Raw genomic sequence first — 12,980 nt, forward strand, 5'->3', positions numbered from 1 at the left:
CGTATCAGGGGATTTGCATGACGGCAAAAAACAATCCAAGCTGCCGGATGGCATTGGCGAAATTGTCGTAGTCGACCGGTTTGGTGATATAGACATTCGCTCCGAGATCATAGCAACGTTGAATTTCGCGCTCGTCATCGGTCGTCGTCAGGATAACGACCGGCAGGCGACGCGTGTGAGGATTATTCTTCACCTTTTCAAGGATATCGGTGCCCGACATATCCGGCAAGTTGAGATCGAGCAAGATCAGAAGATATCGGTCGGCCGAGACCTCGCCGCTGCGGTCCGGCCCGAGGATGTAGTCGAGCGCGGCGGTGCCGTTGGTAAACGGGATGATCTCGTTGTTGACGCCCGCACGGCGCACGTTCTTTTCGATGAGACGGGCATGACCCTCGTCATCTTCGACCATCACAATGGTGACTTCTTTTCCCACAGCTTTCATCGTTTCAACTCCGTACTAATTTCGATAGATCTGTTGGCAGGCGCAATATGAACGTCGATCCGCGGTTAAAATCCGACTTGACGGTAATCTCGCCACCGAGATTTCGCGCCAGCGAGCGGACATGGGCAAGACCGATGCCTTCACCCACCTGGTTCTGCTGGCCGGACCGCCTGAACAATTCGAAGATTCGCTCGTGGTCTTCCTCCGCTATGCCGCGGCCATTGTCCCCGACTTCGATCCGCACCATACGCTTTCCATCGGCAATAGCACGCACGGACAGGACCAGGGGCCGTTCCGGATGTTTATATTTCACAGCATTGTCGAAAAGGTTACCGAGAATCTGTTCGAGCGACAACCGATCCGAGACGATGGCCGGCACCTTGACATCCATCTCGATCCGCCCGTCGCCCTCGCTGATCTGGTGGTGAATGCTGGCGCCGGTGGCCTCCAGCAGCGCCTTAACGTCGATCGGTTCCGGCTTCAACTGGCGCCGGCCGTCACGTGAGATTTTCAGGATCGCGTTGATCAGTCCATCCATCTTCTTGGTGGAAGAGCGGATGAAGCCAATAGCTTCCGGCAGGTCTTCGGACGCCGCAAGCCGCGCCTCCTGGATCTGCTGATCGCTTAAGGCCTGCCCGTCGGCCAGCACATAGGCCTGAAGGGCTTTTAACGACGTATCGAGTTCGGCCGTGAAGCCCATGACATTGACCAGCGGCGCGCGCAGGTCATGGGTGACGATATAGGCGTAGCGCTGGATCTCCTGGTTCGCCTTCATCAGGTCTTCCGTGCGCTCGTTCACCCGTTCTTCAAGGTTGGAATTCAGCTGCTCGACTTCGCTGCGGGCGATGGAGAGATCGCGCACATGCTGGCCGATGATCAGGATCGCCCCGCCGACGACGAGCACGATGGAAATCGCCCCGCCGATCGTGAACCACTGCAGATGGCTCATGGCCTCGACCTGCTCGGCAACGCCCGTCTCGATGTTCACGTCGGATTGTTTCTTGTAGGAATCCAGGATCTGGCGGATCTCGTCCATCAGTTCACGGCCGACTTCGCTGCGCACGGCGGCTATTGCTTCGGCTTGTCGGCCGCTTTGGGCAAGCGCAAGGGTCGCCGACATTTCTGCCTGCTTGGTTTCGATCAGGCGCTGCAGTTCCGGCATCCGCTCTTCCTTGACTGGCCGGCCATTGACCAGCTTTGCCAGGCGCTCCAGATTGCTGCCGATCTGCGATGTCGCTTCGTTATACGGCTGCAGAAAGCTTTGATCGAGGGCGATCAGGTAGCCGCGCTGGCCGGTTTCGGCGTCGACAAGGTTCTGAAGCAGATCGGCACTGGTGCTGCGGATATTTCGTTCCTGGACGACGTAGTTGAAGGTGGAACGGGTCTGGTCGACCAGCCACAGGGACGACAGAATGATACCGAGCAGGATGGCCGCTCCGACGATCAGCATCAGCAAGGTGGTGCGGATGAAGGAGGCATTGTTTGTCGACATGAACCGATCCCAGGCTACCGAAGTTAAGCCCTTATATGTCGGTCATCAACGGGATCTCAAGGGCAGCGCAGAATTATCGGCCGCACGCTACATATGGGAGGTCAGGAAAAGCACGAGCAAGGAAGCCCATCAATCCCGCGGCCGCCCGCTTGGCAAGCCGCAGTGCCGCAAAAAAAACGCGCATGCCCGAAAGTGGACGATAGCCTCAGGTGATCTGCCAGGCGAGATAGACCAGCGTTGCGGCAATGATCCACAGCGCCAGGCGACCCGACCGCGTATGGCGGGCTTCCGCCTTGCCGATCGCCTGCGCCGTCTCGGCATCGAAGCGAAGCCCGTGCTCGGTCATGTGCATCAACTGGCTGTGGAACTTCTCCGTCTTGACGGCGATCTCAGGTGCTGCCTCCGCCAGCCGAAGGGCCGCCTTCAATCCGTCCTTGATATCGGTCGCAATGCGCTTCGGCCCGAGATTGTCGCGGATCCAGCTGGAGACGACGGGTTCCGACGCCTTCCACATGTTGAAGCGCGGATTGAGAATGCGTGCCACGCCTTCGACGACCACCATGGTCTTCTGCAGCATGACGAGTTCCGGTCGCGTCTGCATGTCGAACAGTTCGGTGACCTCGAACAGCAGCGTCAGCAGCTTGCCCATGGAAATGGTCTCGGCCGGCTGTCCATGGATCGGCTCGCCGATGGCGCGGATCGCCTGGGCGAAACTCGCCACATTATGGTGGGACGGCACATACCCCGCCTCGAAATGGACTTCCGCCACCCGCATGTAGTCGCGGGTGATGAAGCCGAACAGGATTTCGGCGAGGAACCGGCGTTCCTTCTTGCCCAGCCGTCCGGCAATGCCCATGTCGACGGCGACGATCATGCCCTGGTCGTCGACGAACAGATTGCCGGGATGCATGTCGGCATGGAAGAAGCCGTCGCGGAGCGTATGGCGCAGGAAGGACTGGATCAGCGTGTCGGCCAGAGCATTGAGGTCGTGGCCGGCGGCCACAAGCGCCTCGACATTCGACATCTTGATGCCGTCGATCCATTCCATGGTGACGACATCGCGGCCGGTACGCACCCAGTCGACCTTCGGCACCCGGAAACCCGGGTCGTCCTTGGTGTTTTCCGCGATCTCGGAAAGGGCTGCGGCCTCCAGCCGAAGATCCATCTCCAGCTTTGTGGTCTGCTCCAGCGTCTTGGTGACCTCGACGGGCCGCAGGCGCCGCGTATGGGGCAGGAAGCGTTCCTGCAGGTGGGCGACCAGAAACATCGCTTCCAGATCGTCGGCAAAGCGCTTGCGCACGCCGGGGCGGATCACCTTGATGGCGACCTTCTGCCGGCCTTCCGCGGTTTCCACTTCACCGGGATGCACCTGCGCGATCGAGGCGGCGGCGATCGGCTCGCCGAATTCGGCAAACAGCTCCTCGATCGGCCGGCCGAGCGAGTCGCGCACCGAGGCTTTCGCAAGGGCGGTCGGGAAAAAGGCCATGCGGTCCTGCAGGCCGGCCAGGTCCTCGGCAAAATCGGGGCCGACCACATCAGGGCGGGTCGCCAGGAACTGGCCGATCTTCACATAGGAGGGTCCAAGCCGTTCGACGGCATTGGCCAGCCGGTCGGAGCGCTCGCGCTTCAGGGCGCGATTGCGGGTGAGAAGGCTCACGGTCGATTTGGCAAAGGCTGCCATCGGCGGCAGGCCTTCCGACGGCAGGGCCGCCACGACGCCTTCGCGAACGAGAACCCAGCCGACCCGCGCCAGCCGGAAATATGCGCCGATCATGCTCATCGTTGAGGTTCAATCCTTGGGCGTGCGGGGTCGTGATGCATCCTGCAGCGTTGCGCCATGCGTCAGAGCTTCCAGCCGGAATGAAGGGCGGCGATGCCGCCGGAATAGTTGGTAAAATGGACCCGCGAGAAACCGGCTTTGCCGATCATCGCGGCGAAGTCCCGCTGGTTGGGAAATTTGCGGATCGATTCCACCAGATACTGATAGGGCTCGGCGTCGCCGGTAATCATCTTGCCGAATTGCGGAATGGCCTTGAACGACCACTGGTCGTAGAATTTGTCGAGCAGCGGCATTTCCACGTCGGAGAATTCCAGCACCAGCAAGCGGCCGCCGCGTTTCAGGACCCGGTGGGCCTCCGAAAGCGCCGCGTCGATGCGCGGCACGTTGCGGATGCCGAAGGCGATCGTATAGGCGTCGAAACTGTTGGCCTCGAAGGGCAGTTCCTCGGCATTGGCCTCGACGAAGGTCAGGTTGTCCGAAAGGCCTTTCTTCTCGGCCCGCTCAGATCCGACGCCCAGCATCGAACCGTTGATATCGAGAACGGTCGCATGCGCCAGCCGGTTCGAGGCCTCGACGATGCGAAAGGCGATATCGCCCGTGCCGCCGGCCACGTCCAGGACCTTGTAGGCCGCGTCCTTGCGGGGATTGAGCGCTGCCACCATGGCGTCTTTCCACAGCCGGTGCAGGCCGGCCGACATCACATCGTTCATGATGTCGTAGCGCTTGGCCACCTTGTGGAAGACCTCGTTGACCAGGCCCTGCTTCTCGCCTTCAGCAACGTCGCGGAAGCCGTAGGAGGTTTCCATGCCGCCTTGGGCGGACGTGCGGCTTTCGGCCATCTGATCAACTCCATCGTCTGTTTTGGTCCGGTGACCATAGCGAAATCGACTATGCTGCGCTATCTCTGCGACATTATGGCAATGACGCCTGCTTTCGCGCCGTCTATAGACCACTCGCGCTGGGACTGAAACAGAAAGATGGAGCGGCAATGCCGGAATTGCCAGAGGTGGAAACCGTAAAGCGCGGGCTGGCGCCGTCCATGGAGGGCGCGCGGATTAAGCGTCTTGAACTCCGTCGCCCGGACCTGCGCTTTGCCTTCCCGGCAGGCCTTGCCGAGCGTGCCAGCGGACAGCGCATCCTGTCCCTGTCACGCCGCGCCAAATATCTGCTGATCGATCTGGAGGATGGCGCCACCGTGATTGCCCATCTCGGCATGTCCGGCTCGTTCCGCATCGAGAGGGCAGGCGATCATGAGGTTCCCGGCGATTTTCACCGGCCGCGTTCGAAGGATGAGAAGCACGACCACGTCGTCTTTCACCTGGAGGGCGAAGCCGGCACCCTTCGGGTCATCTATAATGACCCGCGCCGCTTCGGCTTTATGGATCTGGCGGAGCGGGTCGATCTCGATCTCTATCCGGCCTTTCGCGATCTGGGGCCGGAACCGGTCGGCAATACGCTGAGCGCCGATTATCTGGCCCGGCGCTTTGCCGGCAAGGCACAGCCTCTGAAGATGGCGCTTCTCGACCAGAAGACCATCGCCGGCCTCGGCAATATCTATGTCTGCGAGGCGCTGTGGCGCTCCCACCTGTCGCCGGTCCGTCCGGTCGGCACGCTGGTCACGGCCACGGGCAAACCGACCAAGGCGCTGCTGGCCTTGACCGACGCGATCCGCGCCGTGATCGTCGATGCCATTGCGGCGGGCGGATCCTCCTTGCGCGATCATATCCAGACGGATGGATCGCTTGGCTATTTCCAGCACACCTTCTGTGTCTATGATCAGGAAGGCGAGCCCTGCCGTACGCCGGGCTGCACCGGCACCATCGAGCGGCTGGTTCAGGCAGGACGCTCGTCCTTTTATTGCCATCGCTGCCAGAGATAACCGGACACCACAACGATTCAAACCAGGGGAGAGAGACATGACATTTGAAACGCTGCTCGTCGAGACCAGGGGCCCCGTGACCATCATCACGCTGCATCGTCCGCAGGCGCTGAACGCCCTCAACGCGACGGTGATGGCTGAACTAACCCAGGTGCTGTCCGCCTGCCAGGGGGATGCTGCCGTCAAGGCCGTGGTGCTCACCGGCTCGGAAAAGGCCTTTGCGGCGGGCGCTGATATCAAGGAGATGCAGTCGCTCGATTTCGTCGATGTCTATCTCGCCGACTTCATCAGCGGCTGGGATGCCGTGACAAACTTCCGCAAGCCGCTGATCGCGGCCGTCTCCGGTTTTGCGCTCGGCGGCGGTTGCGAACTGGCGATGATGTGCGACTTCATCATTGCCTCCACCACCGCCAAGTTCGGCCAGCCGGAAATCACGCTCGGCATCATTCCGGGCATGGGCGGGACGCAGCGCCTGGTACGTGCCATCGGCAAGGCAAAGGCCATGGATCTCTGCATGACGGGCCGCATGATGGATGTCACCGAGGCCGAAAGTTCGGGCCTGGTGGCGCGTGTCGTGGCGCCGGAGCGCCTGCTCGACGAGGCTGTGGCAGCGGCGACGAAAATCGCCTCCTTTTCGCAGCCGTCCCTCAACATGGTCAAGGAAGGCGTCAATCGCGCCTTCGAACAGACCTTGAGCGAAGGATTGCGCTTCGAACGCCGCCTGTTCCATTCGCTTTTTGCAACGGCCGACCAGAAGGAGGGGATGGCCGCCTTTGTTGAAAAGCGCAAGCCGCAATTCCAGGACCGCTAGCCCCGGTTTTCGTGGGTTCCAGCGCAGAATGATTCAGAATCCGCGTTGACGGACGTGTTCTTTCGGGCTATATGCCCGCCCACAGTTAGGAAAGCTTCTGGCTTTTCCACGATTGCTCCCGAATTGCTGGATTGACAGGTCGCAACGACCCGACGCGGCGAAGGCGGAGTTTGGTTTGATTTCGAAGAGAGGCATCCATGGCCAATACATCGTCGGCGAAAAAGGCGACCCGCAAGATCGCGCGCCAGACCGCAATCAACAAGAACCGCCGTACACGCGTACGTGGCTTCATCCGCAAGGTTGAAGAAGCAATCGCGACCGGCGATGCCACAATCGCAAAGACGGCTCTTCAGGCCGCCCAGCCCGAGCTGCACCGCGCTGCCACCAAGGGTGTCCTGCATGCCAACACGGCATCGCGCAAGATCTCTCGCCTGGCACAGCGCGTGAAGGCCCTTTCGGCCTAATTTAAGACAAAATTAAATTATTCTATGAGCCTGGCATCATGTGCCGGGCTTTTTGCGTTTTTCTCACGCTCTACGCCGCTATGTTGTATTTCTGACAATTGCATGTCAGGGACGTGACATAAAAATGATATAAAAATCAATAGCTTATGCGGGTATTTGGTTTGTTCTCAAGCTTCACTTTACGGCAGGTGACCCCAGTTTTGAGTCAAGTGATTTTTTTCTTTTTTTCTTTTCGAGCCTGCCTCCGGGCGGCAAAAAGCCAAACTCCTTGATTCAAAAGCGATTCTTTTTTTGGCCTCTGTGACAGTCAAAAATGGGCGCCCGAGTCAATGGCCACTTCTTAATTTTGCGTAAAATTCACTGTTGATCTTGCCATTTGATCCTGCCTTAATGGCCTTCAACAAGAGGCGCGGGAAACATCCCCGGGGCGGTCTGTAACTGGCTACCAGACATCAGCGAGCCTTCACGTCTCTTGGGGCGGAGCATTCACTGTTCCGTTTTTTCTGACAGCGATTGCCGTTGTGCCGGAATCTTTGCGCGATTCCGGAGGGTGGAACAATGGGCCAATTTGTGCCGTGTAAGGCCAGTCGGAAACTGAAGCATTGGGGGGCGAGGCCGTATCTTTCATGACGAGGATGAAAGATGCGGTGGTGCGGAGAAATCCGCACGATGATCGGGTAACGGCCGATCGATAGCGTGTGGCGGCGACCCATTTGGCTTGGGATCTCTGCTGTACGCGAAGGGTATTGCATGGGCGACATTATGTGGCCGGTGTAGTGCGAAGCATTTTTAGGTGACGGGCAGCAATGAATGGCTGGCCGGCACAGGGACAATTTTGGAAGGCGGCGATATGCAAGTGACGACAGTGACGGCCGGTGCATTGGCTGACGGGGACCATGCACAAGCGGCGGTAAGTGCCGTTTTCTCCGAAGCGGCGGGAGACAATTCTGAAATGAGGCATAATGCTCTCTTTGAGCGCTTCAGCATCCGGCTGAAGGCTCAAGTCGGACAGGATGTGTTCGCGAGCTGGTTTGGTCGACTGAAATTGCATTCAGCATCGAAGAGCGTCGTACGTCTCACCGTCCCGACCACGTTTCTGAAATCGTGGATCAACAATCGTTATCTGGATTTGATCACCAGTATTTTCCAAGCCGAAGATCCCGACATTTTGAAGGTCGAGATCCTGGTGCGCACCGCCAGCCGCAATACGCGTACCCCGCAGGCGGATGAGCGTCAGCCGGCCGCCGAAACGCCATCTGCTTCCCCTGTGCGCAAGCTGGCCGCCCAGTCGATCGGCCAGATCGCCGCGTCGTCCGGCAGCGTCACCGCTGTGCGTCCGGCGACGTTCGGCCCCCTGTTCGGCTCTCCGCTCGATTCCCGCTACACATTCGATGCCTTCATCGAGGGCTCGTCCAATCGGGTCGCGGTGGCTGCGGCCAAGACGATCGCCGAAGCCGGTGCCGGTGCCGTGCGGTTCAACCCGCTGTTCATCCATTCCTCCGTCGGCCTTGGCAAGACCCATCTCCTGCAGGCCATCGCCAATGCGGCCATCCAGAGCCCGCGGGCGCCGCGCGTCGTCTATCTGACCGCCGAATATTTCATGTGGCGCTTTGCCACCGCGATCCGCGACAATGATGCCCTGACGCTCAAGGACACCCTGCGCAATATCGATCTGCTGATCATCGACGACATGCAGTTCCTGCAGGGCAAGACCATCCAGCACGAGTTCTGCCATTTGCTGAACATGCTGCTCGACAGCGCCAAGCAGGTGGTCGTTGCCGCCGACCGTGCCCCATGGGAGCTGGAATCGCTGGATCCGCGCGTGCGGTCCCGTCTGCAGGGTGGCGTGGCCATCGAGATGGAATCGCCCGATTACGAGATGCGGTTCGAGATGCTGAAGATCCGCCTGGCCGCTGCCCGCAAGGACGATGCCAGCCTGGATATTCCGGTCGAGATTCTCTCCCATGTGGCCCGCAACGTGGCCAGCAGCGGTCGTGATCTGGAAGGCGCCTTCAACCAGCTGCTGTTCCGCCGCTCGTTTGAGCCGAACCTGTCGATCGAGCGGGTCGATGAGCTTCTCGCCCACCTGGTGGGTGCCGCCGAGCAGAGGCGCGTCCGCATCGAGGATATCCAGCGGGTCGTGGCACGGCATTACAACGTGTCGCGCCAGGAACTGGTGTCCAACCGCCGCACCCGGGTGATCGTCAAGCCCCGTCAAATCGCTATGTATCTCGCCAAGACGCTGACGCCGCGCTCCTTCCCTGAAATCGGCCGTCGCTTCGGCGGTCGCGATCACACCACGGTTCTCCATGCCGTGCGCAAGATCGAGGAATTGATCGGCGGCGATACCAAGCTCAGCCACGAGATCGAGCTGCTGAAGCGGCTGATCAACGAAAACAACGCATGAAGCAAAGCGGCCGGCAGATTTGCCGGCCTCTTTCGTTTTAGATGTCAGGAGTGCCAATCCAAATGGCTGATGATCCGTCCGTGGCTTTCTATGCAGCCAATGCCGTGGACTATGCGGCGCGCGACCGGAAAATCCCGACCGTGCGCCTGGAGGCTTTCCTCGATCGGCTTGTCCCCGGCGCCCGTATTCTGGAACTCGGCTGCGGTGCGGGCGAGGACAGCGCCATGATGCTGGCGCGCGGTTTCGACGTGACGCCGACCGACGGCACAGCCGAAATGGCGGCCGAGGCCGCGCGGCGGCTGCAACGGCCCGTTCAGGTCCTGCGGTTTGACGAGATCGATGCGCTGGAGCTCTATGACGGCATCTGGGCCAATGCCTGCCTGTTGCATGTGCCGCAGGCCGATCTCCAGGCGGTTCTGGCGCGGATTTTCAAGGCGGCGGCTCCAGGCTGCGTGTTTTATGCCAGCTACAAAACAGGCGGCTCGCCCGGCACGGATCGGTTTGGCCGCTATTACAACCGGCCAACCGCCGCATGGCTGTCGGAAATCTATCGCGCTGCCGGCTGGCTCGACCCCGAGATCGAAAACGCCGCCGGTGGCGGCTATGACGGCGAGCCGACGGACTGGCTGTATGTTATGGCGCTGAAGAGCGCATAGGAAGGGTCAAGCCCGCGCCACGGTGATGATCTCTAAGCTTTCGGGGTAAAATGGGCCGCCGTCCCAGTCGCCAAGCCACTCGACCTGTGAAAAGCCAGCCTCTGCGAGTTGGCGTGCAATTGTTTGCCGGCTCGCAAAGCGCAGAGTGCTGGGGCTGGCCTTGGTCTCAGCCGTTGCCTTGAGCGTAAAGATCGCGTCGAACGTCACGAATTCGCCCGAGACATTGCGGACCTCATAGAAGACCTCGACCGGTCCAATCCCAGCAATCTCAGTTTGCTCAAGGGTTTGGTCTTTGGTCCAGCCTTCCCAGGCCTGGGCCAGCGGGTTGCGGCTCTCGAACACCAGCCGTCCGCCGGTCGCCAGATGCCGACGGGCATTGGCCAGCACCGCGATCGTTTCGGCATCGTCCAAAAACACCTGAAAGACATGACCGGTCATAATGATCAGGTCGAACCTTGTCCCAAGGGAAAAGTCGTGGCCTTGTCCTTCCACCCATGTCACGCTGTTCGGATTCGGCTTGGCGCGCGCCACGGCCAGCATGCCCGGCGCCGGGTCGACGCCTGTGACAGAATGACCGTTCTCGGCAAATCGCAGCGCCATGGACCCGGTGCCGCAGCCTATGTCGAGAATACGACAGGGTGTCCCCGCCAGACGCAGGTAGAAATCGCCGTCGGCGCCATGACGATTGAAGCTGTCATAAAGAAGTGCGAAGTCGTGGTGGGCAAAGGCTATATCGACCGGCATCACAATCTCCGTTCTGGAATGCTCGACAACAGTGTCAGCAGGCGAGATCCGCGACCACGGCATCCAGGATCAGCATGCCCGATGGCGTGCAGCGCAGGCGGGAATTGCCGATGCGCTCGATGAAACCGTGCTCCAGCAAGGTCGCCTCGCGTTTGGGATCGGGATCGCGGCCCGACAATTGCTGCCAGCGCGCGAGATCGACGCCCTCGCGCAGGCGAAGGCCCATCAGCAGCAGTTCGTCGGCCTGTTCCTCATAGCCCAGCATCTCCTGGTCCACCATGCCGTGACCATCGCGCTCGACCAGTTCCAGCCATCGCTCCGGATTGCGCTCCGTGGCGGTGGCGAGTTTGTCATGACCGCGGGTCAGGCGACCGTGGGCTCCGGGTCCAATGCCGGCATAGTCGCCATAACGCCAATAGGTGAGGTTATGGCGGCTTTCGGCGCCGGGCCGGGCATGGTTGGATACTTCATAGGCCGGCATGCCCTCTCGGGCCATGATGTCCTGGGTGGCTTCATAAAGTGTGGCGGATTGATCGCCGTCCGGCACGATCAGCTTGCCGGCCTTGTGCAGGCCGAAGAACGGCGTGCCTTCCTCGATCGTCAGCTGGTAGAGCGACAGATGGTCGACCGCATAGGAAATCGCCTGCTTCAGTTCCTGCTCCCAGGCGCTCACCTCCTGGCGCGGGCGGGCATAGATCAGGTCGAAGGACATGCGCGGAAAAATCTCGCGCGCCAGGCGGATGGCCTTCAGCGCGTCCTCGACATTGTGCAGCCGGCCGAGGAATTTCAGATCCGCATCGTTCAGCGCCTGAACGCCCAGCGAAACGCGGTTGACGCCCGCCGCCCGGTAGCCACGGAAGCGTTCCGCCTCAACGCTGGACGGATTGGCCTCCATGGTGATCTCGATGCCGTTGGGCATGTGCCAATGGCGGGATATGCCGTCGAGGATGGCCGCCACCGTCGCCGGGTCCATAAGCGACGGCGTACCGCCGCCGAGAAACACGCTGGTGACCGTCTTCGGGCCGCTCAGCGCCCGCATCTTGGCCATTTCGGTTAGGAAGGCGGCCGTAAAGCGCGGCTGATCGACCGGCTGATGGCGGACATGGCTGTTGAAATCGCAATAGGGGCACTTGGCCGCGCAGAACGGCCAATGCACATAGACGCCGAAACCCGGTTCACCCGTATCGGGAAGCAGAAGGGAAGAGGGCTCGGCCATCGGGGTTCAGGCTTCCAGGCAGGTTTCGACAAAGATCTTGAAGGCACGGGCCCGGTGCGACAAAGCTTGCGGATCGCCCGGCTTCCAGCCGTGCTTTTCCTCAGCGCTCATCTCGCCGAACGTCACGTCATACCCTTCCGGCTGGAAGATCGGGTCGTAGCCAAAGCCCTGGGCGCCGCGCGGCGGCCAGGCGACGGTGCCCTCCACTTCGCCGCGGAACAGTTCGGTATGGCCATCCGGCCAGGCAAGGCAGAGAACGCTGACGAAACGGGCGCTGCGCTGCGCTGCTTCAGTCGCGCCCTTGTCGGCCAAAGCCTTTTCGACCTTTTCCATCGCCATGACGAAGTCGCGGCTGCCATCCTCCCGTTCGGCCCAATTGGCGGTATAGACGCCGGGCGCGCCGTCCAGCGCATCGATGACGATGCCGGAATCGTCGGACAGTGACGGCAGGCCGGACGCCTTGGCAGAGGCAAGCGCCTTGATCGCCGCATTTTCCTCGAATGTGGTTCCGGTCTCGTCCGGCTCCTCGAAGCGCAGTTCGGCAGCCGACTTGGCCGAAAAGCCGAAAGGTCCGATCAGGTCGGCAATCTCGGCGATCTTGCCGGCATTGTGGCTCGCCACCACGATCGTCTTGGTCTCAAGCTTGCGCATGCATCATCCTCATCAAAGACCCCAGAGAGCGGGTTCGGCACATTCCAGGCTGTTGCCGGCCGGATCGCGGAAATAGATCGACCGCGCTCCGTTTGGCCAGCGGAAGTCCGCCTCCAGCGGTACGCCCGCAGCGGCCAAACGCTCGACCATCCGGTCCAGATTGTCGGCCGAGACGCGGAAGCACATGTGTCCCGCACCGCGGCTGCCGTGGCTCGGCACAGGCAAGGCACCGGCCGCGGCCGGCTTTTCGGTTTCCTGCGCATTGAAAAGCAGCAGAATGCCGGCCCCGCAGCGAAAGAACACGTGCCGGTCGCCGGCGCGCGACAGTGTTTCGAGGCCCAGGATACCCTCGTAGAAGGCCTGCGCTGCGTCGAGGTCGTCGACGTAGAGCGCAGTTTCCAGAATGCCTTCGATCGGGCGCGTCATGGTGGGCCTCGC

Annotated in this window: 13 protein-coding genes; 5 read left to right on the top strand and 8 right to left on the bottom strand. The window is 60.9% G+C overall.

From position 1 onward, the window contains the following. Positions 1–4: 4 nt before the first annotated feature. From HGO38_RS03590 to ubiE, 4 genes are all read right to left on the bottom strand, one after another. The gene (locus tag HGO38_RS03590; RefSeq protein WP_250954567.1) at positions 5–442 is read right to left on the bottom strand and encodes a response regulator; all 438 of its coding nucleotides are present in this window, start codon (positions 440–442) and stop codon (positions 5–7) included. A gap of 4 nt (positions 443–446) precedes the next feature. Next, a complete protein-coding gene (locus HGO38_RS03595) occupies positions 447–1,934 on the bottom strand; it encodes a sensor histidine kinase (protein ID WP_250954568.1) in 1,488 nt (495 codons plus the stop codon). A gap of 205 nt (positions 1,935–2,139) precedes the next feature. Then, positions 2,140–3,714 (bottom strand): 2-polyprenylphenol 6-hydroxylase, encoded by a 1,575-nt coding sequence (ubiB, locus tag HGO38_RS03600; RefSeq protein ID WP_250954569.1) that lies wholly within the window; start codon positions 3,712–3,714, stop codon positions 2,140–2,142. A 62-nt stretch (positions 3,715–3,776) separates the two neighbouring features. After that, complete coding sequence (gene ubiE, locus HGO38_RS03605) at positions 3,777–4,553, bottom strand: bifunctional demethylmenaquinone methyltransferase/2-methoxy-6-polyprenyl-1,4-benzoquinol methylase UbiE (protein WP_250954570.1); 777 nt, start codon at positions 4,551–4,553, stop codon at positions 3,777–3,779. A gap of 149 nt (positions 4,554–4,702) precedes the next feature. On the opposite strand from ubiE, the gene mutM reads away from it, so the two are divergent. The 5 genes from mutM to HGO38_RS03630 all read left to right on the top strand — a co-directional run bounded on the left by mutM (position 4,703) and on the right by HGO38_RS03630 (position 9,931). Beyond that, complete coding sequence (gene mutM, locus HGO38_RS03610; protein WP_250954571.1) at positions 4,703–5,593, top strand: bifunctional DNA-formamidopyrimidine glycosylase/DNA-(apurinic or apyrimidinic site) lyase; 891 nt, start codon at positions 4,703–4,705, stop codon at positions 5,591–5,593. 37 nt (positions 5,594–5,630) lie between these two features. Then, positions 5,631–6,404 carry an enoyl-CoA hydratase gene (locus tag HGO38_RS03615; protein WP_250954572.1) on the top strand — a complete coding sequence of 258 codons (774 nt, stop codon included), beginning with the start codon at positions 5,631–5,633 and terminating at the stop codon, positions 6,402–6,404. A 197-nt stretch (positions 6,405–6,601) separates the two neighbouring features. Then, positions 6,602–6,868, top strand: a complete 267-nt coding sequence (gene rpsT, locus HGO38_RS03620) for a 30S ribosomal protein S20 (RefSeq protein WP_250954573.1) — start codon at positions 6,602–6,604, stop codon at positions 6,866–6,868. 850 nt (positions 6,869–7,718) lie between these two features. Beyond that, positions 7,719–9,275: a chromosomal replication initiator protein DnaA gene (gene dnaA / locus HGO38_RS03625; protein WP_250954574.1), complete on the top strand. Its 1,557-nt coding sequence runs from the start codon at positions 7,719–7,721 to the stop codon at positions 9,273–9,275. A gap of 62 nt (positions 9,276–9,337) precedes the next feature. After that, complete coding sequence (locus HGO38_RS03630) at positions 9,338–9,931, top strand: class I SAM-dependent methyltransferase (RefSeq protein ID WP_250954575.1); 594 nt, start codon at positions 9,338–9,340, stop codon at positions 9,929–9,931. A gap of 6 nt (positions 9,932–9,937) precedes the next feature. Here HGO38_RS03630 and HGO38_RS03635 read toward each other — a convergent pair whose 3' ends face one another. From HGO38_RS03635 to HGO38_RS03650, 4 genes are read right to left on the bottom strand one after another with little or no spacing between them, the layout of a single operon-like run. Beyond that, positions 9,938–10,675, bottom strand: a complete 738-nt coding sequence (locus HGO38_RS03635) for a class I SAM-dependent methyltransferase (protein ID WP_250954973.1) — start codon at positions 10,673–10,675, stop codon at positions 9,938–9,940. Positions 10,676–10,709: 34 nt separating this feature from the next. Beyond that, the gene (gene hemW, locus HGO38_RS03640; protein ID WP_250954576.1) at positions 10,710–11,891 is read right to left on the bottom strand and encodes a radical SAM family heme chaperone HemW; all 1,182 of its coding nucleotides are present in this window, start codon (positions 11,889–11,891) and stop codon (positions 10,710–10,712) included. 6 nt (positions 11,892–11,897) lie between these two features. Further along, positions 11,898–12,542, bottom strand: coding sequence for an RdgB/HAM1 family non-canonical purine NTP pyrophosphatase (gene rdgB, locus HGO38_RS03645; protein ID WP_250954577.1), 645 nt, complete (start codon positions 12,540–12,542; stop codon positions 11,898–11,900). A gap of 12 nt (positions 12,543–12,554) precedes the next feature. Beyond that, entirely contained in the window at positions 12,555–12,968 is a 414-nt protein-coding gene (locus HGO38_RS03650) for a VOC family protein (protein ID WP_250954578.1), read from the bottom strand. Positions 12,969–12,980: the final 12 nt, after the last annotated feature.

This window comes from Rhizobium sp. CG5 (assembly GCF_023701945.1).
In the GTDB taxonomy this organism is placed as follows: Bacteria; Pseudomonadota; Alphaproteobacteria; order Rhizobiales; family Rhizobiaceae; genus Allorhizobium.

What these genes read in the sequence shown, in the direction of transcription:
- HGO38_RS03590 (WP_250954567.1), bottom strand. Translation starts at nt 442, where the DNA reads ATGAAAGCTGTGGGAAAAGAAGTCACCATTGTGATGGTCGAAGATGAC.
- HGO38_RS03595 (WP_250954568.1), bottom strand. Translation starts at nt 1,934, where the DNA reads ATGTCGACAAACAATGCCTCCTTCATCCGCACCACCTTGCTGATGCTG.
- ubiB (WP_250954569.1), bottom strand. Translation starts at nt 3,714, where the DNA reads ATGAGCATGATCGGCGCATATTTCCGGCTGGCGCGGGTCGGCTGGGTT.
- ubiE (WP_250954570.1), bottom strand. Translation starts at nt 4,553, where the DNA reads ATGGCCGAAAGCCGCACGTCCGCCCAAGGCGGCATGGAAACCTCCTAC.
- mutM (WP_250954571.1), top strand. Translation starts at nt 4,703, where the DNA reads ATGCCGGAATTGCCAGAGGTGGAAACCGTAAAGCGCGGGCTGGCGCCG.
- HGO38_RS03615 (WP_250954572.1), top strand. Translation starts at nt 5,631, where the DNA reads ATGACATTTGAAACGCTGCTCGTCGAGACCAGGGGCCCCGTGACCATC.
- rpsT (WP_250954573.1), top strand. Translation starts at nt 6,602, where the DNA reads ATGGCCAATACATCGTCGGCGAAAAAGGCGACCCGCAAGATCGCGCGC.
- dnaA (WP_250954574.1), top strand. Translation starts at nt 7,719, where the DNA reads ATGCAAGTGACGACAGTGACGGCCGGTGCATTGGCTGACGGGGACCAT.
- HGO38_RS03630 (WP_250954575.1), top strand. Translation starts at nt 9,338, where the DNA reads ATGGCTGATGATCCGTCCGTGGCTTTCTATGCAGCCAATGCCGTGGAC.
- HGO38_RS03635 (WP_250954973.1), bottom strand. Translation starts at nt 10,675, where the DNA reads ATGCCGGTCGATATAGCCTTTGCCCACCACGACTTCGCACTTCTTTAT.
- hemW (WP_250954576.1), bottom strand. Translation starts at nt 11,891, where the DNA reads ATGGCCGAGCCCTCTTCCCTTCTGCTTCCCGATACGGGTGAACCGGGT.
- rdgB (WP_250954577.1), bottom strand. Translation starts at nt 12,542, where the DNA reads ATGCGCAAGCTTGAGACCAAGACGATCGTGGTGGCGAGCCACAATGCC.
- HGO38_RS03650 (WP_250954578.1), bottom strand. Translation starts at nt 12,968, where the DNA reads ATGACGCGCCCGATCGAAGGCATTCTGGAAACTGCGCTCTACGTCGAC.